This window comes from Geminocystis herdmanii PCC 6308, from assembly GCF_000332235.1.
Lineage (GTDB): Bacteria > Cyanobacteriota > Cyanobacteriia > Cyanobacteriales > Cyanobacteriaceae > Geminocystis > Geminocystis herdmanii.
This window is the reverse complement of the sequence record NZ_CM001775.1, coordinates 3,520,454-3,544,652: the sequence shown is the minus strand read 5'-3', so window position 1 is coordinate 3,544,652 and position 24,199 is coordinate 3,520,454. Positions and strand designations below refer to the sequence as shown.

The 24,199-nt window shown below is 35.6% G+C and carries 19 protein-coding genes; 10 read left to right on the top strand and 9 right to left on the bottom strand.

The features are described from left to right. Window positions 1-76: 76 nt before the first annotated feature. From SYN6308_RS17715 to truB, 4 genes are all read left to right on the top strand, one after another. On the top strand, window positions 77-4,291 hold the full coding sequence (locus tag SYN6308_RS17715) for a DEAD/DEAH box helicase (protein ID WP_017295787.1): 4,215 nt from the start codon (window positions 77-79) through the stop codon (window positions 4,289-4,291). Between the two features lie 138 nt (window positions 4,292-4,429). Beyond that, window positions 4,430-5,209: a photosystem II S4 domain protein gene (locus tag SYN6308_RS17710; protein WP_017295786.1), complete on the top strand. Its 780-nt coding sequence runs from the start codon at window positions 4,430-4,432 to the stop codon at window positions 5,207-5,209. 18 nt (window positions 5,210-5,227) lie between these two features. Continuing rightward, entirely contained in the window at window positions 5,228-5,785 is a 558-nt protein-coding gene (locus tag SYN6308_RS17705) for a manganese efflux pump MntP (protein ID WP_017295785.1), read from the top strand. 422 nt (window positions 5,786-6,207) lie between these two features. Continuing rightward, window positions 6,208-7,095 (top strand): tRNA pseudouridine(55) synthase TruB, encoded by an 888-nt coding sequence (gene truB / locus SYN6308_RS17700; protein WP_017295784.1) that lies wholly within the window; start codon window positions 6,208-6,210, stop codon window positions 7,093-7,095. Window positions 7,096-7,147: 52 nt separating this feature from the next. Here truB and SYN6308_RS17695 read toward each other — a convergent pair whose 3' ends face one another. Continuing rightward, the gene (locus tag SYN6308_RS17695) at window positions 7,148-7,768 is read right to left on the bottom strand and encodes a M23 family metallopeptidase (protein ID WP_017295783.1); all 621 of its coding nucleotides are present in this window, start codon (window positions 7,766-7,768) and stop codon (window positions 7,148-7,150) included. A 173-nt stretch (window positions 7,769-7,941) separates the two neighbouring features. Here SYN6308_RS17695 and SYN6308_RS17690 point away from each other — a divergent pair, with 173 nt between their 5' ends. Next, window positions 7,942-8,238, top strand: coding sequence for a hypothetical protein (locus tag SYN6308_RS17690; protein WP_017295782.1), 297 nt, complete (start codon window positions 7,942-7,944; stop codon window positions 8,236-8,238). A 56-nt stretch (window positions 8,239-8,294) separates the two neighbouring features. Next, entirely contained in the window at window positions 8,295-8,711 is a 417-nt protein-coding gene (locus SYN6308_RS17685) for a DUF3750 domain-containing protein (RefSeq protein WP_017295781.1), read from the top strand. 138 nt (window positions 8,712-8,849) lie between these two features. On the opposite strand, the gene psbM is transcribed toward SYN6308_RS17685, so the two are convergent. After that, window positions 8,850-8,954 (bottom strand): photosystem II reaction center protein PsbM, encoded by a 105-nt coding sequence (gene psbM, locus SYN6308_RS17680; protein ID WP_015221999.1) that lies wholly within the window; start codon window positions 8,952-8,954, stop codon window positions 8,850-8,852. Window positions 8,955-9,368: 414 nt separating this feature from the next. Here psbM and acsF point away from each other — a divergent pair, with 414 nt between their 5' ends. Then, window positions 9,369-10,445: a magnesium-protoporphyrin IX monomethyl ester (oxidative) cyclase gene (gene acsF, locus SYN6308_RS17675; RefSeq protein WP_017295780.1), complete on the top strand. Its 1,077-nt coding sequence runs from the start codon at window positions 9,369-9,371 to the stop codon at window positions 10,443-10,445. A gap of 184 nt (window positions 10,446-10,629) precedes the next feature. On the opposite strand, the gene SYN6308_RS17670 is transcribed toward acsF, so the two are convergent. The 6 genes from SYN6308_RS17670 to clpS all read right to left on the bottom strand — a co-directional run bounded on the left by SYN6308_RS17670 (window position 10,630) and on the right by clpS (window position 19,566). Then, window positions 10,630-13,989, bottom strand: a complete 3,360-nt coding sequence (locus SYN6308_RS17670; RefSeq protein WP_017295779.1) for a methyl-accepting chemotaxis protein — start codon at window positions 13,987-13,989, stop codon at window positions 10,630-10,632. 109 nt (window positions 13,990-14,098) lie between these two features. Beyond that, window positions 14,099-14,707: a Uma2 family endonuclease gene (locus SYN6308_RS17665; protein WP_017295778.1), complete on the bottom strand. Its 609-nt coding sequence runs from the start codon at window positions 14,705-14,707 to the stop codon at window positions 14,099-14,101. A 302-nt stretch (window positions 14,708-15,009) separates the two neighbouring features. Then, window positions 15,010-15,210, bottom strand: a complete 201-nt coding sequence (locus tag SYN6308_RS17660) for a DUF6887 family protein (RefSeq protein WP_017295777.1) — start codon at window positions 15,208-15,210, stop codon at window positions 15,010-15,012. A gap of 92 nt (window positions 15,211-15,302) precedes the next feature. Then, window positions 15,303-18,683 (bottom strand): methyl-accepting chemotaxis protein, encoded by a 3,381-nt coding sequence (locus tag SYN6308_RS17655; protein ID WP_017295776.1) that lies wholly within the window; start codon window positions 18,681-18,683, stop codon window positions 15,303-15,305. Window positions 18,684-18,967: 284 nt separating this feature from the next. After that, complete coding sequence (locus SYN6308_RS17650; protein WP_017295775.1) at window positions 18,968-19,264, bottom strand: DUF2103 domain-containing protein; 297 nt, start codon at window positions 19,262-19,264, stop codon at window positions 18,968-18,970. Further along, a complete protein-coding gene (clpS, locus tag SYN6308_RS17645; protein WP_017295774.1) occupies window positions 19,261-19,566 on the bottom strand; it encodes an ATP-dependent Clp protease adapter ClpS in 306 nt (101 codons plus the stop codon). The genes SYN6308_RS17650 and clpS overlap by 4 nt, the downstream gene beginning before the upstream one ends. A 189-nt stretch (window positions 19,567-19,755) precedes the next feature. On the opposite strand from clpS, the gene SYN6308_RS17640 reads away from it, so the two are divergent. From SYN6308_RS17640 to SYN6308_RS17630, 3 genes are all read left to right on the top strand, one after another. After that, entirely contained in the window at window positions 19,756-20,187 is a 432-nt protein-coding gene (locus tag SYN6308_RS17640) for a bacteriohemerythrin (RefSeq protein WP_017295773.1), read from the top strand. Window positions 20,188-20,309: 122 nt separating this feature from the next. Beyond that, complete coding sequence (locus SYN6308_RS17635; protein ID WP_017295772.1) at window positions 20,310-20,546, top strand: NifU family protein; 237 nt, start codon at window positions 20,310-20,312, stop codon at window positions 20,544-20,546. A 56-nt stretch (window positions 20,547-20,602) separates the two neighbouring features. Further along, on the top strand, window positions 20,603-20,824 hold the full coding sequence (locus SYN6308_RS17630; protein WP_017295771.1) for a type II toxin-antitoxin system HicB family antitoxin: 222 nt from the start codon (window positions 20,603-20,605) through the stop codon (window positions 20,822-20,824). Window positions 20,825-21,245: 421 nt separating this feature from the next. Here SYN6308_RS17630 and SYN6308_RS17625 read toward each other — a convergent pair whose 3' ends face one another. Further along, a complete protein-coding gene (locus tag SYN6308_RS17625; RefSeq protein WP_017295770.1) occupies window positions 21,246-24,197 on the bottom strand; it encodes a glycosyltransferase in 2,952 nt (983 codons plus the stop codon). Between the last annotated feature and the right edge of the window lie 2 nt (window positions 24,198-24,199).

Genomic DNA, 24,199 nt, shown 5'->3' with positions numbered 1-24,199 from the left:
GTGGACAGGAAGAAAGCAACATTTATTCGTTTTTAATTCTCCATTCTCAATTTTTCATTAATTATCTATAAATTTCATGCTTAATTCTTACATCAATCCTAGTGAAATTCGTCAACAATTAACTAAAACCTATCAACAATTACCATCGACTCAAAAAAAGATGGTACAACTGTTTTCGATTATTTATGCTCCCATTAGTCGATCGAGCTTCGTATTGTGTTTGAGATCATTAGAGATTAGGGACGATCGAAATGCTTATTTCACCTTAACTACACTTCAGCCCTACTATGACAAATTTACAAAATTAAATTTAATTACTCAAGGACAAATAGACAAAAGCCCTCAATGTAATCCCCTGTTAGCGGAAATTGCGACTCGTGATGCGATTAAAGAAGGATGGTTTAATGATGTTGTCAAAACACTTAAAACACAATTAACCCCGAAGGATAAATATACCCTTTACCGTGGTCAAAATTCAGCTTATTTTTTACAACTTTTTCGGATTCATCTCTATCTAGGTGATGTTGACGGGATGTTGGATGAGTACGATCGATATTATCAATATAATGGTGGACATCCTTCTTTATCTTGGAGTGATGTAGTTTTAACCATTGGTAATAATCCTTTCGATGGTGAATGGTTAAAAAATCAACCCTTAAAATTGTACGAGGAGATAATCTCAGGGATTATCTTTGAATCGGAAAATAAATTAATACCTGCGGGGGATGCTTTTCAAGTTTTTCTCGATGAATGTTTGGAAGGAGGAAAAAATCAATCTGATTATCTTTTGATGTTGTTATCACAACAACTATTATTACAAGGTAATTGGGACATATTAGATAATTATTTAGACAGAATAAGCTCTGAACATCAACAGGATAAAAAATTGTATTTAGCTTGGCGTTACTTTGTTACTGGTGACAACGATAAGTCGATCGAGCTTTATGCCGATGCCTATAAAACATATCAAAAATTATCACGGAAGAAGAAAATTTATTTTAATACTGTTTCCGGTATCTTTTATATTTTTGCCTTAATTAAAGACAGTTCTAGTCAAAATTTACAAAAAGCAAAAGAATATGTTAATATTGTCGCCAACGAAGATCAAAGTTGGTTACAGGATATATATAAATATTTGAGATCATTGCTAGATTTCTTATCAGGAGATTTGAGACAAAAACAAGTTATTCTCTCCAGAGGAATCCTATATTATAAAGATAAAGGAAATACTCCCCTTAAAACTCTTATCTCTTGTTTGTGTCATTACTGGGTAGATGAAAAAACCGCCAAAACTACCTTAACCAAGTATGTCTTACCCCTTTTCAAAGATGCTCAAAATTCGGGCTACTATTGGATAGCAAAGGAAGCCTATCTATTATTAAATACCCTGCAACCCAATAAAAAATTAGACATCAAACCTGAAGTTTTGAAGTTGTCTCAAGATTTGGGAATACCAACTTTATCAGGGTTAATTCACGCTCCCGAAGAATGGGAATTAACCTTAAAAGCATTGATGGAATTGCAACCCCATGATACCTCTGCTACTGCTACTATCAAAGAAAAACGATTAGCGTGGTTTCTACAACTAGGGAATTATGGGTTAAAAATACAACCGAAAGAACAAAGTATTAATAAAACGGGAGCATGGGGTAAAGGGCGTAATATTGCCCTCAAAAGACTAACTAAAACCCCTGAAGAATTTGATTATATTACCTCCCAAGATATGAAAGTTTGTCAAAATATTGACGGAACTCCGTATTATGGTGGCATAGAATACGAAATCAGGGAAAGGGCGATCGTAGATTTAATCGGGCATCCCCTAGTTTTCTGGGAAGATCAACCTAATATACCTATAGAAATTGTAAAGGGTGAACCTGAATTATTAGTTAAAAGAAGTTCCTCCAATCAAATAACTTTACAACTTAATCCCTCTTTAGAGACTTTAAGAGACGTAATTTTTATGAAAGAAACTCCCACTCGTCTTAAAGTTATTTATATACAATCTCAACATAAACGTATTCAAGAAATTATCGGTTCAAAGAATAAACTAACCCTTCCTGCTAAAGCAGAATCAAAAATACTAGAGGCGATCGGGCGTATCTCTAACCTTGTGACGATTCATTCTGACATAGGCGGAGAAGTGGAAAATATCCCCGAAGTGCCTTCCCATGCTATACCCCACATTCATCTTTTGCCCGTTGCAGAAGGTTTAAGAGTTGCCTTATTGTGTCGTCCTTTTGGGGATGAAGGTATTTACTATACTCCGGGCAATGGAGGAGAAAGGGTAATTGCAGAAATTAAAGGAGAAAGATTACAAACCAAACGAGATTTATCCTTAGAAAAAAAATTAGCCCAAGATGTTATTAAGCAATGTCCTACTTTGATTTTATACTCTGGAGAACAAGGGGAATGGTTGATTGAGAATCCAGAGGAATGTTTAGAATTATTGTTAGAGTTACAAGCCTTAGATGATCAAGTTATCGTGGAATGGCCTCAAGGGCAAAAATTCAAAGTGACTCACCAAGCTAATTTTGATAGTCTGCGGTTACAAATTCGAGGACAAAAAGACTGGTTTTCCGTGGAGGGAGAATTGCAGTTAGATGAAAATTCAGTGTTAGAGTTACAACAATTACTCGAATTATTAGATGAGAGTCCTAGTCGTTTTATTGCCCTCAGCGATGGGGAATTTATCGCTTTAACTCACGAATTTCGTCAACGGTTAGAAGAATTAAAAGCCTTTTCGGAAAAACAGGGTAAAGGCAGACGTTTTCATCCCCTTGCTTCCCTTGCTATGGAAGAATTTATCGATGAATTAGGACAAGTGAAAGTCGATCGAAATTGGGAAAATCATCGTCAAAAGTTAAAAGAAATGAGGGATTTTGAACCTCAAATTCCTTCTACCTTACAAGCAGAATTGAGAGATTATCAGATAGACGGTTTTAATTGGTTAGCTCGTTTATCTTATTGGGGGGTAGGCGCTTGTTTAGCGGATGATATGGGTTTAGGGAAAACCTTACAAGCCTTAGCGGTTATTCTCACCCGTGCCAATCAGGGGGCAAGTTTGATTATTGCGCCCACTTCTGTCTGTTTCAACTGGGAAAGTGAGGCAGGAAAATTTGCTCCTACCCTCAATCCGATTATGTTTGGTACGGGCGATCGACAAGAAACTTTAAATCAGTTACAACCCTTTGATTTAGTCATCTGTACCTATGGATTATTACAACAAGAGGAAGTAGCAGAAATGTTGGCTCAAGTGCAGTGGCAGACGATCGTACTCGATGAAGCCCAAGCCATTAAAAACATTACCACAAAACGCTCTCAGGGCGCGATGAAACTGCAAGCTGAATTTAAACTGATTACTACAGGCACACCGATCGAAAATCATCTAGGGGAATTGTGGAATTTATTTCGCTTTATCAATCCGGGGTTACTCGGCACGATGGAGAAATTTAATGAACGTTTTGCCAATGCCATCGAGAGAAATAAGGACAAAAACGCCCGTCAGCAGTTGAAAAAATTAATTCAACCTTTCCTACTGCGACGCACAAAAAGCCAAGTTTTAACGGAATTACCACCGCGCACAGAAATTACCTTAGCGGTAGAATTGAGCAAAGAAGAAATGGCTTTCTATGAGGCTTTGAGACGGGATGCCATCGCTAAGTTAGAAAATAACGATGCACAGGCAGGGGCGAAACATTTACAAGTGTTAGCTGAAATTATGCGTTTAAGAAGGGCTTGTTGTCATCCTAGTTTAGTCAAAGGAGATTATGGACTAAAAAGCACAAAATTAGAGGCTTTCGGGGAAATTGTCACAGAGTTACTCGAAAATCGTCATAAGGCTTTAGTTTTCAGTCAATTTGTCGATCATTTACACATTATCAGAGAATATCTCGATCGACAAAACATTACCTATCAATATCTTGATGGTAGTACTCCTGTCAAAGAAAGACAAAAACGAGTTAACGCCTTCCAATCAGGGGAAGGAGACATTTTTCTCATTAGTTTAAAAGCAGGGGGGACAGGGCTTAATTTAACCGCTGCCGATTACGTTATTCATATGGACCCTTGGTGGAATCCTGCTGTCGAAGATCAAGCGTCCGATCGAGCGCATCGTATAGGACAAAAACGCCCTGTTACAATATATCGTCTTGTCGCTAAGAATACGATCGAGGAAAAAATTGTTGATTTACATAGCCAAAAACGAGATTTAGCCGATAGCTTACTAGAAGGAAGTGAAGTCAGTGGCAAAATTTCCACAGATCAATTACTTGGTCTTATTAGCGAAGTATAACTTATTCCAAAAAAAATGTTTGTAGTAAGGGTTTTAAAGCATTTTCTGTCCCCTCTTTCCCCTCTTATTTTTATCATTTTATGGTTCACTCAGGTTATACTTAGGAACTTATGGATTGTTAAAACAGTAAAATCATCAATGTTACCCAGAGAAGAATTACTTAAAAGAGTCGAAAATCGAGAAGAAATCGCCAAAATCATCGATAAAGCGGAAAAAGCAATCAAAACATGGGAATTAGTCGTCACAGACTTTCTCTCTCCCCCAGTATTAGCAGAAGTTAATCAAATCTTTTCTAGTCTCACGGAAGTTAAAGTTATTCCTTGGGGGGGCTATCCTCAAGCAGAAAGGCAAAGAGTCGGCATTCATCGAGAGGAAGTTTTTGCTGATGAAACACAAATCCCCTTAGTGGCTTTAGACATCGCAGGAAATTTTTTGTTTGATACGGCAACCCATCGAGACTTTTTAGGCTCAATTTTAGGCACGGGTATTGTAAGGGAAAAAGTAGGAGATATAATCGTCTTGGGAGAAAGAGGTGCTCAAGTAATTGTCGTGGAAGAAATTGCCGATTTTCTGGAAATATATTTAGTACAAGTGCGTTCAGTTCCTGTGAAAACTAGCAGAATTGAGTTAACCGAGTTAAAAATTCGCCCTCCCAAAATTAAAGAAATGACAACAGTAGAGGCTTCTTTAAGATTAGATGCGGTGGCTTCCTTTGGTTTTGGCTTGTCTCGTGGCAAAATGGCGGAGGCAATTAGTAACGGTGATGTGCGAGTTAATTGGAAGGAAATTACCCAACCTAGTTATAATATCAAACAGAATGATTTAGTTTCTTTTCGAGGTAAAGGCAGACTAGAAATTGGCAATATTGAAGTTACCAAAAAAGAACGTTATCGCATTAATTTAACAAGATTTGTATAAAAAAAAGGTGAACTTTTAATGAATTTAATTACAATTTTTTTGACTTCGATCGGATTAGCAATGGATGCTTTTGCTGTCTCTATTGGAGGTGGTATTTCTTTAAAAAAAGTTACCCCAAAAGATGCGATCGTTATTGCCACTTTTTTTGGTGGTTTTCAGTTTATCATGCCCTTATTAGGTTGGTTTTCAGGGTTATTTTTTCGAGATTTTATTATCAGTTTTGATCATTGGATTGCCTTTGGTTTATTAACTCTAATTGGTGGTAAAATGCTTTATGAATCTTACCAAGATGAAGAAGAAGACGAAGGAACAGATTTTCGTAATTTATACGTTTTATCAACCTTAGCCGTTGCCACCAGTATTGATGCTTTAGCGGTAGGTTTAACATTTTCCGTGATTCAAACTCCCATTGTGGAAGCATCAGTTATTATTGGAGTTATAACTTTTTTAATCTGTTTATTCGGAGTATTTGTAGGGAATAAATTTGGTCATTTATTTGAAAAACAAGCAGAAATAATTGGTGGGATAATCTTAATTGGAATTGGTGTTAAAATTTTAATTGAACATCTATCATAAATCTTCTTATAACTGATTATTGATTGCTATAATATAGAAAAACCTGCTTGGTTAAAATGATTATCAGTTGTCAAAGTTGACAGAAAAATCTATTGGGGCTTGTATTTTTATCTGTTTAATTTTTGATAAAACTCCTTGTTTTAAACTATTTTTTTTATCATTATATTCCTTAATTAATTGATAAATTTCATTAAGTTCTGACTCAGGTATTTTGTCAATTTCGGCTTATATTGTTTTTTTGACAATCATAATTGTACTCTTAATTTTTTATTTATTCTTATCATACCAATAAAAATATTAATCTAAGTCTAATTCTTTACTCAAACTATGTTTATTTTACAAGTAATTTAAGATTGCTATTATGATAAACTATTGAAACGACTTGAAACTGAACTTCAACCTATATTTCTCGATAAATAATAATGGATGGTTTTCTGAATCTTAATAAACCTCAAAATTTCACTTCCCATGATTGCGTCGCTAAATTGAGAAAAATTTTAAAAACCAAAAAAATTGGTCATGGTGGTACATTAGACCCATTGGCTACGGGAGTATTACCTATTGCGATCGGCAAAGCAACCCGTTTATTACAGTTTTTGCCCACCCAAAAGGCTTACCAAGCAACCATTAGATTTGGTATTGTCACAACTACGGATGATTTAGAAGGGGATATTATTAGTAAAAAATCTGCTACAGATTTGACTTTAGAAAAAATTATCCCTTATTTACAAGAGTTTATCGGAGAAATAGAGCAATATCCTCCTGCTTATAGTGCTATCAAAAAAGATGGTAAAAAACTTTATGAATTAGCACGAAAAGGAGAAATAATTGATATACCGAAACGATTGGTAAACATTACGAATATTGAGGTTTTATCTTGGCAAAGTGGAGAGTTTCCAGAATTAGTTTTAAATATCGACTGTGGTAGTGGTACTTACATAAGATCGATCGCACGAGATTTAGGGGAAAAACTAGGTAAGGGGGCAACTTTAGCTTCGTTAAATCGAACTCTTAGCTGTGGTATGAGGTTAGAAAATAGCTATAATTTTGAGGATATTATACAAGGCAAAGAAACGGATAATTTTAGTTTAATTAATCTTGATTATCCCTTACAAAATTTACCGAGTATTTATTTAGGAGAAGATGATACTAAACGATGGAATCAAGGACAAAAAATCGTTACTGAAGATGAGTATTCAGGAGAATTTTATCGTACCTATAATAATCTTTCTGAGTTTATGGGTATCAGTGAATTAAAAATTGATGACACGATAAAATTATTTAAACCAAAAGTTGTTCTATCTTCGTAAATTAGAGGAGGAGACGTAAAATTTTACGTCTCTACAATTAGTTGTAGCTAAATTAAATTCTTTGAGCGAACATTTGTCTTAATACATCGGCAGGATCAATATATCTACCATTATACATCAATCCCCAGTGTAAATGAGGTCCTGTGGTGCTTCCTGTCATGCCTACTCTACCAATTCTTGCCCCAGCTGGAATATTTTGCCCCATGAATAACATAATACCGCCATTTCGATCGATCAAAGCCTGTCCTCTAGTTGTATTTTCTACTGTACCCATAAGGTGACAATATTCGTGAGTCCAATTTCCTGATTTAATTCTAATCATCGTACCACACCCTGTGTGATCTGATAAGTGAACAACTTGTCCACTCCACCAATTACGAACATAACTACCAAGAGGGGCGGCTAAATCTAAGCCTTGGTGCATTCGTCTATCTCCAGAAATAGGATGTATGCGATAACCAAAACCAGAGGTATAGGCTTGAAAATTCTCCACAGGAAAAGAGGCTTGACTCCAAGAAGCAGTAATGGGTACAGCTTGTTGAGCTTGTACCGCTTCAAGTTTGGTGATAATAAAATTATGGGCAATAATTAGAGTTAGTGTCGCTATTAATAAACCCGATAAATATATTTTAGACTTGAACGATCGAGTTATTCTGACAATCAGATTAAACATTACTCCTCACACAAGGTTAACAACAAATAGACACAATTTAAGACATTATATTCTATAGCGGGTAATTAGGGGTTAATCAAAAAAGTCGAATGATCAAAATAGGAAAGAGGGAATAGTTTTACAATTATTATTATGGGTAATATTTGCAACAAATATCTTCATTAGGTTTTAACATGAGTACCATAACAGATAATGATTTAAAAGAGTTAAAAGATTTAATTAATTCTAAATTTGAACAAGTCGATCGTAAATTTGAAAAAGTCTTTGAGGAGTTAACATCTATAAAAGTAGATATTGCTACTGTGAAAAGTGATGTTAATGGATTAGGTAAAAGATTAGATGAAACTAAAGAGGCACTGAGTAAAAGGTTAGATAACCTTGAGTTTATCGCTCGAAGTGTTATTGGAGGGATTTTAGTTGCCTTGTTATTGGGGTTAAGTAAAATACTTTATCCCAACCTACTCAGTTAATCTCCCCTAAAAGGCACTAATATTGCCTCTTTATTTAATTAAACTCAGATAATATCATGACTTTAAATGTTGATTTGAGAGTTGCAAAAATCCCTTTTATCGGTTATATTGCTGTTCATTATTGGTTTGTGATTGAGGAAGACGGTTGTCAACAACGGTGGGAAGTGTGGCAAAGTCAAAATTTAGTGCCTAGTAGTTGGGGGCATTTACATTATAATTTGATGACGGCAACTAGGGGCGTTGGCAATGGGGAGAGTTGGTTAGAAATTCAATGGCAAGGGGAAGAAGCCCAAAATTTAAGACAGGTTATTCAAGAATCTCCCTTATTTTATCCTTATAATAATGTGTATCGTTATTATCCGGGTCCTAACAGTAATACTTATGTTCAGTGGGTACTCGATCGAGCTGAAATTAATTATGTCTTATCGTGGCGCGGTTGGGGTAAATATTTCGATCGAAGAAAACAAATATAGAAGAATTTAAAAGAGAAAAACTAGGAAAAATAGTTTAAAAAAACTAAAATCAAAAGTGATTTTATCCTAGTAATAATCTCTCCTGTTGAGATAACAACTGTAACAGTAAATTATCTATGTTTTTCTTAAATAGGTTTATTAAGCCTCGTTTTTTCCAGTTTGAATATATAAAATCAAGAGAAAAACCGTAGGCACAAGCACAAATAAAAGGGTGGCAACAAAGCCTAAATCATTAACTTGCATTTTTTATTATTCTCAGAACTCAACTGACGATAACTAGAATATCATAATTTTGTATTTTCACTCTTGATAGAGAAAAAAATATATATAAATAATTGTAAATTTTACTTGACATTTTTTATTTAATAACTAATGAAACATAAAAACTGTTAACATTATTGTTTTTTAACCAACTAGGGAAATTGAGTTTTGAGAGATTGCTTCGTGCCTCGCAATGCTACGCACCTCACCGCAATGACAAAAAAAATCATTCTCAATTCTCCATTCTTAATTCTCCATTCTCAAGGATTGTTACAACTCTTAATAAAATAGATTCGTGACATGGTAAAGATTTTGTTAAACTTAGATTTAACTTAGATTTTTCGATCATGAAACTGCTCGATCGAATAGCAATAAATATAGTTTTTTAAAAATATTATGGTAACAACAGTACAAAAACCCGAATACGAAGAAATACGTCCGGGAGTCAAAGCACCAGCGAAAGAAACTATCCTAACACCCCGTTTCTACACCACAGATTTTGATGCTATGGCAAAAATGGACATTGCCGTCAACGAGGAAGAATTACAAGCAATTCTAGCCGAGTTCAAAGTGGATTATAATCGTCATCATTTTGTCCGTAATGCCGATTTTGATCAATCATGGGATCATATTGATGGTGAAACTCGCCAATTATTTGTAGAATTTCTTGAACGCTCTTGTACTGCTGAATTTTCGGGATTTTTATTGTATAAGGAATTGGGCAGACGTTTAAAACATAAAAGCCCTGTGTTGGCTGAGTGTTTTAACTTAATGTCAAGAGATGAAGCCCGTCACGCTGGTTTCTTGAATAAAGCTATGTCTGACTTTAACTTATCCTTAGATTTAGGATTTTTAACCAAGAGTCGTGACTATACTTTCTTCCAACCTAAATTTATTTTCTACGCTACCTATTTATCTGAAAAAATTGGTTATTGGCGTTATATCACTATTTATCGTCATTTAGAGCAAAATCCCGAAAGTCGTATTTATCCTATCTTCAAGTTTTTTGAAAATTGGTGTCAAGATGAAAACCGTCACGGTGATTTCTTTGATGCTATTCTCAAAGCTAAACCTGAATATTTAAATGATTGGAAAGCGAAGTTGTGGTGTCGTTTCTTCTTGTTATCGGTATTTGCCACAATGTACCTTAATGATTTACAACGATCTGACTTTTATGCTTCCATTGGTTTAGATGCGAGAAGTTATGACAAACACGTCATTGAGAAAACTAATCATACCGCAGGGCGAGTTTTCCCTGTCATCATTGATGTGGACAATCCTGCTTTCTATGATAGTTTAGAAATTTGTGTAAGTAATTGTGAAAAATTACGAGCTATTGATGCTAGTAATTCGATCGCACCTATCAAATTCCTTCGTAAATTGCCTTTATTCTTGTCTAACGCTAGTCAATTTATCCGCTTATACTTCATTAAGCCCATTGATTCCGAGTCTTTACAAGGAAACGTACTTTAATAAAAGAGAGGAGATAGGGGATAAAAGAAGTAAATATTTATAAATAAAGAAGTTGAGTCTCTTTTTATCTTTATGGTAAGAGAGGCTTTTCTTTTTCTACATAAATGACAGAATCAGAATACCTCTATTATTGTGTAAATTTTTACTTCTTACTCATTACTCATTACTCATTACTCATTTCTCTTTAGCTGACTTTAAACTGAGAAACGTTAGATTCTAATTTTCGAGCAACGTCTTGTAATTCTACAAAAGAATCGGATAATTGAGTTACCGAAATAGTCGTTTTCTCAGCAATTCTAGCAACATCCTCCATTTTAGATTTTACTTCTTCGGAGTTTTCTGATTGCTCAAAAGCTGCCGCCGCAATCGCTTCTACTAATTCGTTAATTTGAATAGTAGCCGCCGCAATCTGGTTTAAACTTTGACGGGTTTCTTCCACCAGTTTACTCCCTTCGATTACCTGCTCACTACCTTCCTCCATAGCGGTAACAACCACTTTAGTTTCATTGAGAATCTCGTTAACCAGTTTATCAATATCCGAGGTTGCTTGAGCGGATTGGGTGGCTAATGCCCTTACTTCTTCAGCGATTACGGCAAAGCCCGTTCCCTGCTCTCCTGCCCGTGCGGCTTCGATCGAGGCTTTTAAAGCCAAAAGGTGAGTTTGGGCGGCAAAACGTCCGATTAAACCCACAACGGTAGCGATATTTTGGGTGGTATCCCCTAATTTTTTCACTTGTTCGGCGGCTTGTTGTACTGTGACTCTGATTTCTAAAATCGATCGAACAGTACGATTCATGGCGGAATCCCCCATTTCCACACTTTCTTGGGCTTTTTGCAGTGCTTCTTCCGCTTGTTCGGCACTTTCTGCGACAAGATTACTCGATCGACTCATTTGCTTAATAGTACTTAATACATCAGTGATACTTCCTACCTGTTCTTCAATTTCTTGACGCAAAATTCTGACATCATTTTCGTTATTACTGGTAGTTTGAGACACTTCTCCCGCCGCTGTTTGTACCTGAGCAACAATTTTTCTGAGACTCTCGATCGTAGCATTATAGGAGTCGGCGATCGTGCCAATTTCATCTTCTGTTACAGATGCCCGAATGGTTAAGTCTCCTTGGGATACGGGATCAACTTGCATGAGTAATTCTAAAGCTCGTCTTTGTAATAACTCTTTTCCTTCCCGTTGGATTTTTTCCGCATTTAACTGTAAATCGAGAAGTTTTACCCGCTCTAAACTTAAACCGACTTGGGTTGCTAGTTGGGAAAATAGCTCAATTTCCGCAGATTCCCAGTTACGCACATCAGAACATTGATGACAAATAAGCAACCCGATTAATTTACGGTTCACTAAAATAGGCGCGACTAAATTTGCTCTCACCGCAAAAGGTTCTAATTGTTTGAGGTGACAAGTTGTTAAACCAGCTTTATAAATGTCTGGAGTGGCTTGTACTCTACCCTGTTGATATTTTTCTACATAGTTGTCAGCAAAACAAGGATCAAGAATTTGAGCCCCTAAAGCAACGGGATAATTTAAACTTACGGATTCAGCCGTAATTGTACCTTGCCAATTTTCATCAAATTCATAGACTATAGTTCGATCGGTTTTTAAGGCAGTACGAATTTCTTTAACTGCCGAATCTAGTACCTGTTGACGATTTAAACTAGAGGCAAGAGAAAGGGTAATTTCTTTTAATTGATCAGCTCGATTTGCTGCGGCAATCTGATTTTTGAGGATGTTTACCCTGTCTAAGATTACCCCAAATCTTAGGGCAATTTGACCTAAAAAGGCAATTTCTCTTTCTTCCCATTCATGATGTTTACGACAGTGATGGGCGATTAACAGAGCAAATAGTTGTCCTTGAGTTACGATGGGAACTACTAAATTAGATTTAATTTGTAGTCGGTACATTAGGGCTTCGTGTTCGGGAGCAAAACCTGCGGTATAGACGTTTTCTGTGGGTACAACTCGACCGTTAATATAAGCCTGTCTTAATTCTGGTGGAATACAAGGATCATTGATTTTTTCGTCAACGGCACTAGGTAAATCAAGGTCTCCTGCTTCATTACTAATGTAACCACTCCAATCACCTTTAAAACGATAGATTACCAGTCGATCGACCTGTAATATTTCCTTCGCTTTGGGTAAAGCTCGATCGAACACTTTATTAACATCATCCTCATCCAGAGTAGTTGAGCCAGTAATATCTTGGAAAAGACTAACTTTACTTGCATCTAACATCAAAAAAGACTCACTTTCTTCAATATTATCCGCCAAGACATTAAAAGTACGAGCTAACTTCCCTATTTCATCATCTCCTTGAACAGTAGTTCTTCTACTATAATCTCCTTCGGCAAATTTTTCTGCGGTTAGCTGTAAAGATTCAATGGGTTTTGCAATCACACGCCCTAACACTAAAATTAAGAGAAGATTGACAATAAGTACAGCTACTGCTGTTTGCCCTTGAGCGCTTAAACTATTAGAAATAATTTGATTGAGAGCTTTTTCTGATGTCCCCCTCACCAAAATTCCCACAGGTTGCTCTTGAAAATTTTTAAGAATCTGCCCTGTCAGAGTATAGGTTGTATCTCCTACTTTATCCCTGATAGAGACAATTTCATCGGGATTTTGGATGGCGAGTTCAAAAAGTGCATTGGTAGCTAAAGGTTGTCCTCTTTCAGTTTCCGTTTCTGTTAAGGCACTGGATAATTTAAAATCTTTGTTTCCAGTGATTTTATAAATCGCACTATACCCTCCTTGGAATACCTTGAGGGTATCTTCTACGATGGAAAATTTGCCGTCAACAACGTCTCCAGATATTAACACTCCAATTACTTGTTGAGTACCCGGACGAAAAACAGGGGTAAAGGTATAACGAATTAAGACATCTTGATTTTGAGAAAGACTAGAAAAAATGGGAGGTAATTCTTTAACTAAATCTGCCCAAGGCTTAATTTCTGTGGTTTTAATTTGTTGGGGATTGTTGATAACTTGAGAGACTAAATTATTAGGATTAAATACTTGTCCAGTTCGATCGTTATTAGCATTGACAATAATTCTTTGATCTAATCCCACAAGGGTCGCATATTCAATATTACGCGCTTTGATCTCATTTTGCAAAATTTGACGCACGATCGATCGATCTTGAGGGCTTAAAGTTCCCCCATTAACCTTAGTCAAAGCCGCATTGATAATCGCAAGGTTATCCGATTGCCCACGAAAACCGAACCCCATTTGATTAACTTTGATACTGTAGTTAATTTTAGTTGCTTCTAACTCAGAGATAGACTGGTTAGCTAATTGCTCTCTACCTCCTTGAACAACTTGAATAAATCCTACCCCTAATAACGCTGCGATCGATATTGCTTGGGCTGTGACTAATACAAATACCTGTTTTTTCCGAATGGAGATGTTATAAAACCATGTAACAATGGGCAATGGCTCTTTTTTCGGGGTTGGTTTTATAACTACTGGAATGGGAGCTTTATTTACAGATACGGAAGAAGTGTTGAATTTAGGTTTTTCGGGTGCTTGAGTCATGATAAGAATTAAGAATTAAGAATTAAGAATTAAGAATTAAGAATTAAGAAATTGCCTTAATCCGAATGGGAGTTAATTTAGATCAATATCTAGTAATAATTATATTTGCTTATTTTTCAAATAGTTCTAACGGAGTTAACTTTAATTTGGGAAAAGTTGAGGATTCTATTCGGTTGTCTCCTTGATAGGATTTTATTTGATAAATATTATTTTCATCTAAGGTACAAACAAAAATAGTGGGTTGTTTTGGATTTCCTAACCACGATCGACTAGCTACAGCAAGATAATCAATTAACCAATATTCCTTAATACCTAATAACTGATACTCCGTTAACTTATCGATATAGTCATCTTCCCAATTAGTAGAAACAACCTCCACCACTAACACTGGGGCATCATATAAAACCGATTGAGCCGTTAAATTAGACTCCCAAACATCTTTATCTACTACCGCTAAATCGGGATAACGTCCTTGTTCTTGTCCTGTTTGTGTCTCGGTGCGTATAACTATTCGACCACTGATACGATAATTGAGATTCGATCGTTTAGCTTCCATTTTCAAAATATCCGCTATTTCATCGGCAATATCATCATGTTTTCTTGTTGGTTGTTTGCGCATAATTTCTCCATTAACTAACTCGTAGCAACCCTCCTCATCTGGTAATTGATTAATAAATTGAGAAAAAGATAATTTCGGTTTGGTAATAACGGCTGTCATGGTAATTAATGAATAATGAATAATGAATAATGAATAATTATTAAACCTCTCCCAAAAAAGACTATTATTCACCTGAGTTCGATATAAAAATAGGTGAGGGCTGACTTGGAAGACAGGAAGACAGGAAGACAGGAAGACAGGAAGATTGTATTTCTGATGAATGAATAAAATTCTCTCAAAAGTACATCAAATATTGAGAATTTTTCTCCCTGTCCACTTGTCCACTTGTCCACCTGTCTAGTTTTCATCATTTTCTTTATGTCGAACTGAGGTATTATTTTATTAATTTTTGGAGATGACTATTATATTGATTGAATTTTTGCCTTAAATATATTTTCCAATTCTTTCTCATTCATAGAAGAAACTGGAGGATAGGAAAAAGGATTTTTTTTGCGATTCATTAAAATTTCCAGAGCTTCACTAAAGGCTTTTTCATTATCACGATGATTCGATAGATATTGACGCAATTCTTTATCAGTCATCATTTCTAATTTTTTAGTCATGATTCAAAATTCCATTTTCCTTAGCCTAATACCTAACACCTAACACCTGATACCGAATACCTATCATCACAAAAAAACTTTGCAACTCTTCCTTAATTCACTTTAAACTTACTCACACTCTGTTGTAAGTTCTCTGATACTTTAAGTAACTTTTTAAAAGTTCGAGATACCTGAGTTACCGCCGTCGAAGTTTCATTGGAAATAATGGCAACATCTGCCATCGTTTCGGTAATATCTTCGGAGGTTTGAGATTGTTCAGCCGCAGCAGCTGCGATCGCCGTTACTAATTGGTTAATTTGAGCTGAAGCGGCAGTAATGTTGGTTAAAGATGCTCTAGTTTCTTCCACCAGTCTTGTACCTTCTACTACTTGCTCTGTACCAGATTCCATCGCTTTAACTACATCGTTAGTTTCTTCTTGAATCTCGGCTACCACCTTTTCAATTTCTGCCGTTGCTTGTGCTGACTGACGAGCAAGCGATCGAACTTCTTCCGCAACCACCGCAAAACCTCGTCCTTCTTCCCCTGCGTGCGCCGCCTCAATGGAAGCATTCAACGCTAACAGGTTAGTTTGATCCGCAAAACTACCGATGAGGTTAACTACCTTAGAAATTTTCTGGGTGGACTCTCCTAAACGTTTTACTTTTTTAGCGGTTTCGGCTACGGTTTCTCGAATTGCCAGAATACCATCAACGGTACGGTTCATGGCAACTTCCCCTTCTTCTACACTGCGGTTTGCCTGTTTAACCGCTTCTTCTGCTTGTTCAGCGTTATCTAATACCATTCTGGCGCTAAAGGCTAAAGTTTGGATTTTTTCTAAAGCTATGTTGATGTCATCGGCTTGTCGAATAATCTCTGTTGCCAGATTTTCTACAAACTGTTCTTGTTGGTTTACCACATCATTTACAGCTTTTGTACCCCCTTGTACTTGAGTTACAATTCTTCTTAAACTTTCGATCGTGGCATTATAGGAATCAGCGATCGTACCAATTTCATCTTCCGTCACCGTAGCACGAATAGTTAAATCTCCTTGAGAAACAGGATCAACCTGCATGAGTAGCTCTAAAGCTCGTTGTTGGATAATTTCTCGGGCTTGTCTTTGTTCTAACTCCGATTGTCTTTGTTTAGCTAACAGTTGTATCCTTTCTAAAGCAGGACCAATTTGAGTGGCTAACTGAGAGAGGAAAATCGACTCGGACTCTGTCCATTGACGGGGAGCATCGCATTGGTGAGCAATGAGTAAACCGAGTAAACTACCTTCCACAATAACTGGAGTAACAAGGTTCGCTTTCACTTCAAAAGGTTCTAACTGTTGAATATGACAACTGGTTAACCCAGCAGTATAAATGTTATTGGTGGCCTGTACTCTTCCTTGTTTATATTTATCAACATATTTATCAGCAAAACAAGGGTCTTTAATATTTGCTCCCAAGGCTCTAGGATATTTAGGATCGACGGATTCTACAATTACTGTACCTTTCCAGTCTTGATCAAAGGTATAAATGATAACTCGATCGGTTTTTAAGGCTTCCCTGCCCATATTAGTAGCCACTTCAAAAATTTTCTCTTTCGTCAAAGATTCAGCAATTTTGAAACTAATATCTTTGAGTTTTGTGGACAAGAAAGTATCCAATTGTTGAGACTGCATTAACATTACACGCTCTAAAGCCAGTCCCATTTGGGTTGCTGTTTGGGCGAAAAACTCGATTTCGTTTAGTTCCCAGTTACGGGGTGCTGAACATTGATGGGCAATGAGTAATCCTAATAATTTACCGTTAGCCACAATGGGAGCGACTAAATTAGCTTTCACCGCAAAGGGTTCTAACTGTTTGAGGTGACATTCTGTTAACCCTGCTTTATAAATATCGGGGGTTGCCTGTACTCTCCCTTGAATATATTTTTCTACATATTTATCAGCAAAACAAGGATCAAGGATTCTTGCTCCCAAGGCTTGGGGATAATTTCGATCGACGGATTCAGCAATGATTGTACCTTGCCAGTTCTCATCAAAACTATAGACAACAACTCGATCGGACTGCAAAGCCTGACGAATTTCCGTCACCGCAATTTCAAAAACCTCACTAATATTAAAGGCTTTCGTCATTTCAAGAGTCATATTTTTCAGTAAAGTTGACTGACTAGCAAACATTTGTTGTTCCGATAAGAGAGTTTTTAACTGGGAAGTCATATCATTGATACTATTACCTAAATCAGCTAATTCATCTTTTCCTGACACGGGTACTTGTATATCTAAATCCCCTTGACTAATTTGTTTTACCGCTAAGGTAGTTTCTTCAATGGGAGTCACAAATCTCCCAGCTAAAAGATAAGCAATATAACCAACTCCTATAGCGGAGACTAATATCCCTAAGAAGATAGAATTTAATGCTTGATCCACTGGTTTTAGTACGACCCCAGTATTTCCACCAACTACTATCTTCCAATCCAAATCGATGGGGGTAACTTGTTCCCCCATACTTGCTTCATTCTCTAAAGCCTTAATCGTCACAAATTGTTGACTGTTTGTTGATGTATTCCTTGTTGTTACATGGAGAACTTCACTTGCCATGTCTTCCAATTCTAACTGAGGAAAAAGTTTTTCTAAGGTAACGGAGTCGGCTTCTTTTTGAACGGAATCGATCGTAGTTCGAGGGGTGAGAATTTCAGCTTCTGAGGATACAAATATTTGATCATCTTCGTCAGCCATATAATAGATTTCCCCATCTGTATTTTGACGTTTAGCCATCATTTCTTGAAGGATTTTTACTGGCACTCTAGCCCGAAGAAACCCCTCACTTTGTCCTGTAATGGGATTTTTGAGTACTGTGATAAAATAAACTCCATAAGTGCCATCTACTAAAGATGTCATGGGTTGACTTACGATCGTGCCATTAGCGGCTTTTGCTGCTAGGATATAATTTCTTTGAGCTAAGTTAGGGATGGGTGTGCCTTTGGTTTGAGCGATGACATTTCCTTGATTATCTAAAATAGAAAGAGTATCATAATAACCATATTGTTCTTGATAAGCCGTAAGTTTTTTCGTTAATTCTGCTTTATTTCTATTGCGAAATGCTGGGAAAAACGAAAATGTATCACCTAAAGTTTCGATGTCTAATAAACGATCTCTCACCAAAAGATTAACTTCTGTGGAGATAGAGTTAACTTTTTCTTCTTCGTTTAACTTGATTTGGGCTTTAAATGATGTACTTACTAATACTGAGACGATCGAACCTACTACTATAATTGGTATCACTCCCAACGCCACTGCGGAAGAAATAAATTTAAACCGCAGATTTTTCGATTCAACCCATGAAATTAAACCTTGTTTTGAAGAGGAATTCTGATTATTTTCTGGGGAGGGTTTGATTCCATTAACATTATTTTCCGACGTAGAATTGCGAATATTTGTTGGTAAATTATTGGTTTGGGTTTCTGGGTTAAGTTGATTGGGTTGTTGGGGGGAAGTCTGAGTCATGGAATCTTGCCTCTAAATAACTGAAATTTAATTTAAGTATTTTTACTTATAAACTAGGGTTAAAATGCACTATTTAGAATGTCAAATTGACAATTCAAAACATCTTTTTTATTTACGCATCTCAACACTAGGCTATTTTATTCATCTTAATATATGCTATCAATTAATTCTAACTCAATTAGCATTGAAAGATTACTTTTAATTAGAGTCTGCTGAAAAAGTCGATCGATTAGGTTTTAAGGTGTAGCTTAATTTTTGATGACTTCCGTTGTATATCAGCAAGATCATCGATCGTCCACAATCTTTGTAATAATAGACTCTAATTCTGTTTGCTCTAAAGTGGTAATAATAAAAACTTCCTGTACACTTTTACCACATCTAGCGATGAGTTTATAACCCCCCCGAATGGGTACAGATACCTTGAGTTTCATGTGAGGAATATGACTGCGCGATCGACTTAATACCGCAGGAGTAACAGTTTTGATACCCTCATAGGTAACAAGTTTTTCCAAAATCGCAATTAAACCGTCAAGGTGGGTGGAGTGATTCCAAACGATTCTACCATCGGATGATTTACTCATGCTTCCTCCAAAGGTGCCATTGTTAAGCCTTCTCGTCTTAATTGTTGATGATATAATTCAGCCTGTTCCAAAGAGCCACACCACACTAAGGCTTGTCCGTCAAAATGTACTTGATTGGTTAATTCCCATGCCAAATCTTCTGTCATATTGGGAATATATTTCAGCAAACAATTCGCTACATGATCAAAAGTGTTAAAATCGTCATTGAGAACAATTACCTTAAAATTAGGATAATGTTTACGAATAACTTGACTGGATTTAGTGGGGGCAATAATTGTACTTCCTAAAACCGTTGGAGTCATATTTTCAATTATTTAGAAGGAATGTTAACTTGAGGATTTGATTAAACATAACTAGATTATATAGCAAATTTTCCCTAGTTGGCTAAAATTAATGAGAGACAAAGGTTGACAGGTGGACAGGTGAACAAGGTGGGAATTAAAATGTATTAGTTTAACAATTCTCAATTTTTAAGTGGAGATTATCAACATATGCCGATCGCATTTTGGCGAGATGAATATATTACCGGAGAGCAAGAAATTGATACACAACATCAAATCTTGTTTAGCATAATCAATGAATTACATGATGCTATGATTAGTGGTGAAGGTCGAGAAATTTTGGGAAAAACTTTAGATAAATTGGCAACATATACATCTGAACATTTTGTAACCGAAGAAGCCTTGATGGAAAAATATGAATACCCCAATATTGTTTTACACAAACAAAAGCATAGAGAATTAAGGGAGGATGTATTAACTCTGCAAAAATTATTTAAGGAGAAGGAAAAATTTTTAACGGTGAAAGTATCTCAATTTATGACAGATTGGTTAATTCATCACATTAAGGGGGAAGATTTAAAAATGATCAATTTTATTAAGGAAAATAGGAATTATCATCAAAAATTTCCCACAGATAAGTAAACTTTTTTGAAAAAGAAAAGCCTCCTGTTTTGTCAGCCCTCAAAATCTTTTTCTGGTTCGATCGATCCAAGTCCTAACTAGGTATAATTAACAATATTAGACCATAGTAATTATTATCAATTATGTCTTTAGCCTTAACCAACGAAAATGTAGAACAAGTATTAGACGAATTACGCCCTTACCTCATGGCTGATGGTGGTAATGTGGAATTAGTCGAAATTGACGGACCTACTGTAAAATTAAGATTACAAGGTGCTTGTGGCTCTTGCCCTAGTTCGGCAATGACTCTGAGAATGGGTATTGAGCGCCGTTTAAAAGAATATATCCCCGAAATCGCTGAAATTGAGCAAGTTATTTAGTAGGGCTTTAGGAGTTAGGAATTAATAGTAGTGAAGTCAAGATGAAATATAAAAGAATGTCAATTAAATATGAATTAATTATTTACTGGAGTGAAATAGATAATAGTTTTGTGGTGGAAGTACCAGAATTGTCAGGTTGTATGGCAGACGGTAAAACTTATGAAGAAGCTGTTAAAAATGCCGAGATAATCATTCAAGAATGGATTGAAACCGCCCAAGAATTAGGAAGGGAAATCCCCAAACCAAAAGAGCGTTTAATATCAGGTTTGCTTCAATAATTATAATTTCACGCAAAGACGCAAAGACGCAAAGTTTTATTGTAATTTTAAAAAATAAAGAGGCATTAATCAATAATCCACCGTGTAATTCATTACACGGCTAACATTGCTCGTTCAATAAATTGAACTCAAAATTTTTGAAGATGAATAACATTATTCACTATTTAGGGTTTGCTGAATAAATCAGAAAGCTATTAAAATCAACGGTTTAGACTAGACATCATACATTAGTGAAAAAGTGCGCCGTTTTGAGGATTTTTATTCAAAAATTCGACACTTTTGACCTATTTTTTTAAATACAACTATACTCATTCTATCTATCAACCGCATCAAAATCTTGATGTTTCAGTATTTCTCCTATCTCCTGTCTCCTGACTCCTCTCTCCTATCCTCATCAAAAGACTTTGTCAGCAACCCCTATTTAGGTTTTCCATAAATTAGCGTGTTGTTCATGACGATTATCATGGAAAATATCATAGTTAAGATTGAAGTTATTATTGCCTAATTTATTGGCGATTTGATGGTGTAAATTAGTAATTTTTTCCCCTAACTTTTTCGTTTGCCATAGCATTTTACCTGATGAAAAAGTTGTTAAGTCTTCTATCCAATCTAGTTGTCGATAGGCTAAAAATAGCTCGTCAATAGTTGGTTTTAACTGTAAAAGAGGAGAAGAAGGTTTTATTTCTCCTAAAAAATTAACTAAATTATAGCTATATTCTAAATCACTGCTGATGTGGTTACAATAAGATTTTCTATAGGCTAAAGTTTTATATAAAAATTGTTCTATTTCTTCAGGATTTTTGTTATTGAAAGCGTATTTAATGCCTCCTAAAGTGCGATGTAAATACCAAGCCCGAATATCCTCCACTTCTGCCATCGGGCTTTGAGTTGTGCGCTCGTCAGGGTAATTCCAAAATAGCCCTAAAACTTGGTTAACCATTTTTGTTTTGATATGGGGTAACACTCGGTTTTTAAACTCTGTATCTCCAGCGCCACGATAGCTAGAGTCATAGTAACCAAAGCGTTGATGAATATTTTTACGGTATAAACCGCCTACGAGGGAAAGGTAACAAGTATCGAGGTAAACTAAATTTTGGTCATAATTAGTTCGATCGTACAGCATAATATCATTAACATGGTTGCCTTGTAAATCCACATCGGTAACTAAACTATGACTTATTACCCAGTCGATGTCTGGATTTTGCTCTAATTCTTCTGCTAATATTTCTAAACATTCGGGCAAAATCGTCTCATCAACCCCTAAAAAGGTGATATAGTTCGATCGAGATAGTAAAATCCCTCGATTCCATGCTTTTTGGATAGTTTCTCGATTATGGGAGCGTAAATAGACGATTTCTAAGTTTAATTCTTCTTGCAGTTGTTGAAAAACTTGGTATTCTCGATCGGGCGAACCACTATCGACTAAAATGATTTCAACTTCACCTTTTTTGACTAAAGTTTGATCAGCTAAAACTCTTAAAAATAAGGGTAATTTATCGGAGGCATTATAAAGAGAAACTATCACTGAGACTCGATAACTTTCTTTGTGCCTTTTTTCCTCTAAAAATTCGTATTCTTCCTCTGAATATTCGAGGTTATTTTGATAAGTTTCATTCAAAAGATTAAAACATTTTTCTGTTTGTTGATGGATGTCTTTAAACATCGCTTCCGCAGTTTTTGCTTCAGGTTTAAACCCTTTTTCTACTAAAGTTTTAACAACATAAGGTAACTCATTAAATCTGTCATAACCTAAAGCCCTCATGCTTCTAAGGTAATAGGTTGAGGCAACTAAATCATTCCCTCGCATTCTTTCTAAACGGGCAATTTCTCGCCAAACTCTTACTCTGTCAATGCGAAAAGCACTCTGTATTTTACCTTTAATTCCTTTGGCTTCTGGTTCAAAAGTTTCTGCTAAATTCCATACTTGTTGCAGTTTTTTTTCTAAGTCTAATTCTGATTGTTCACTTAAAGCAAATACTTTCTGATATTGAGATGTTAAAAAGGGGGATTTTAGTAGTTGATAAGAGCGGGTATCTTCTCCATAACTAAGTACTTTTTGTTTTACTTTTCGTAAGGGAGGTTTGATAATTTTTTGAATAATTGTTGACTGAATATTTTTTGCTAAACTTTGTTTTTCAGAGTGAGATTTAACGTAACTAATTAATTGACTATACCACTCATTTAACTCTGCGGATGTCTCTTGATTTTCTGTACTTTCAACTTGATAAATGTCGCTTAAATTAGGATCATTCGTATTAGTATTAAGGGTTAATAAAATCTCGTTTAAATGTTGTCGATAATCGTGATAATTTGCTAAGATTTCTGTTAACTCAGGCAAACAATTATAAGTATTATCCACATCAATTTTAATATAGGGTAATTGAGGAAAATTTTCATCTAAAAATTGACAAACTCCTGCACCACTACCGATAGCAGTAGGGCATCCTGAAAATAAAGATTCAAGAGCCAATAAATTTAAAGTATCGTAACGAGAAGGTAAAAAAGTAATGGCAGGTTTAGCAAAAAGTTTTGTTAGTTCTTCACGAGGTTTTGACGGTTCAATGGTAATATTAATTAGTCTTTTATTTATCATCGATCGAAGTAAAGACTCAGAAGAATCACCAAATTCACTATAACTATGAGGACCAATGATACTAGCTTGATGATAAGATTGAGAAGATAACCACCATACTAAATTAATAAAAATATCTGCTCCTTTTCTTTTTTCTGTTCTACCGATAAAATATAAATTAGGTTGTTGATTTTGATTAGTTAAAGGTTGATTTTGAGGTAAATCAATAAAGTGTAAAGGATTAAAATATTGAGTTTCTAAACTTACTAAATCTGCCCATTCTTTAAGGTAACTTTTACTAATACCATAGCGAATATCCGCCGTTTTAAACTGCATTTTTTCCTCTAAATCTAAGGGGATATTAACATCATTTGAACCAAACCAATCTAATCTTAAAGTAGTGGATATTTTGCCGTGCATAGATAGGGCGACTTTTTCACACTTTACCCGATGAAATGCCAAAGCAGGACGCAAAAAGAGGGTATATTGTTCATAATCTGGCGCATCTACCACATCAAATTCATAACCAGTCACGGAATTAGCGATATTACTAGCTAAAATAAACGATCGATATACCCAACGAGGAGGGGTTACATTGATATAATGATGAAGGTTTTGAAGATCATAAATGGGTTTATAGGGGATGCTATGGGCATTTTCAGGACGAAGATTGTTAATATCTTCTCGATCGATGAGATAATAGAAATTAATGTGAGGATTTTTTTCGATAATTTGACGATAAAAAGTTTGTCCTCCTCCTATTTTTAAAAATAAATCGAAATCAGCGATAAATACTTTCATAT

What these genes read in the sequence shown, in the direction of transcription:
- acsF (WP_017295780.1), top strand. Translation starts at nt 9,369, where the DNA reads ATGGTAACAACAGTACAAAAACCCGAATACGAAGAAATACGTCCGGGA.
- SYN6308_RS17665 (WP_017295778.1), bottom strand. Translation starts at nt 14,707, where the DNA reads ATGACAGCCGTTATTACCAAACCGAAATTATCTTTTTCTCAATTTATT.
- SYN6308_RS17690 (WP_017295782.1), top strand. Translation starts at nt 7,942, where the DNA reads ATGAGTACCATAACAGATAATGATTTAAAAGAGTTAAAAGATTTAATT.
- SYN6308_RS17630 (WP_017295771.1), top strand. Translation starts at nt 20,603, where the DNA reads ATGTCAATTAAATATGAATTAATTATTTACTGGAGTGAAATAGATAAT.
- SYN6308_RS17650 (WP_017295775.1), bottom strand. Translation starts at nt 19,264, where the DNA reads ATGAGTAAATCATCCGATGGTAGAATCGTTTGGAATCACTCCACCCAC.
- SYN6308_RS17660 (WP_017295777.1), bottom strand. Translation starts at nt 15,210, where the DNA reads ATGACTAAAAAATTAGAAATGATGACTGATAAAGAATTGCGTCAATAT.
- SYN6308_RS17705 (WP_017295785.1), top strand. Translation starts at nt 5,228, where the DNA reads ATGAATTTAATTACAATTTTTTTGACTTCGATCGGATTAGCAATGGAT.
- clpS (WP_017295774.1), bottom strand. Translation starts at nt 19,566, where the DNA reads ATGACTCCAACGGTTTTAGGAAGTACAATTATTGCCCCCACTAAATCC.
- SYN6308_RS17655 (WP_017295776.1), bottom strand. Translation starts at nt 18,683, where the DNA reads ATGACTCAGACTTCCCCCCAACAACCCAATCAACTTAACCCAGAAACC.
- SYN6308_RS17670 (WP_017295779.1), bottom strand. Translation starts at nt 13,989, where the DNA reads ATGACTCAAGCACCCGAAAAACCTAAATTCAACACTTCTTCCGTATCT.
- SYN6308_RS17640 (WP_017295773.1), top strand. Translation starts at nt 19,756, where the DNA reads ATGCCGATCGCATTTTGGCGAGATGAATATATTACCGGAGAGCAAGAA.
- SYN6308_RS17710 (WP_017295786.1), top strand. Translation starts at nt 4,430, where the DNA reads ATGTTACCCAGAGAAGAATTACTTAAAAGAGTCGAAAATCGAGAAGAA.
- SYN6308_RS17695 (WP_017295783.1), bottom strand. Translation starts at nt 7,768, where the DNA reads ATGTTTAATCTGATTGTCAGAATAACTCGATCGTTCAAGTCTAAAATA.
- truB (WP_017295784.1), top strand. Translation starts at nt 6,208, where the DNA reads ATGGATGGTTTTCTGAATCTTAATAAACCTCAAAATTTCACTTCCCAT.
- SYN6308_RS17715 (WP_017295787.1), top strand. Translation starts at nt 77, where the DNA reads ATGCTTAATTCTTACATCAATCCTAGTGAAATTCGTCAACAATTAACT.
- SYN6308_RS17625 (WP_017295770.1), bottom strand. Translation starts at nt 24,197, where the DNA reads ATGAAAGTATTTATCGCTGATTTCGATTTATTTTTAAAAATAGGAGGA.
- psbM (WP_015221999.1), bottom strand. Translation starts at nt 8,954, where the DNA reads ATGCAAGTTAATGATTTAGGCTTTGTTGCCACCCTTTTATTTGTGCTT.
- SYN6308_RS17635 (WP_017295772.1), top strand. Translation starts at nt 20,310, where the DNA reads ATGTCTTTAGCCTTAACCAACGAAAATGTAGAACAAGTATTAGACGAA.
- SYN6308_RS17685 (WP_017295781.1), top strand. Translation starts at nt 8,295, where the DNA reads ATGACTTTAAATGTTGATTTGAGAGTTGCAAAAATCCCTTTTATCGGT.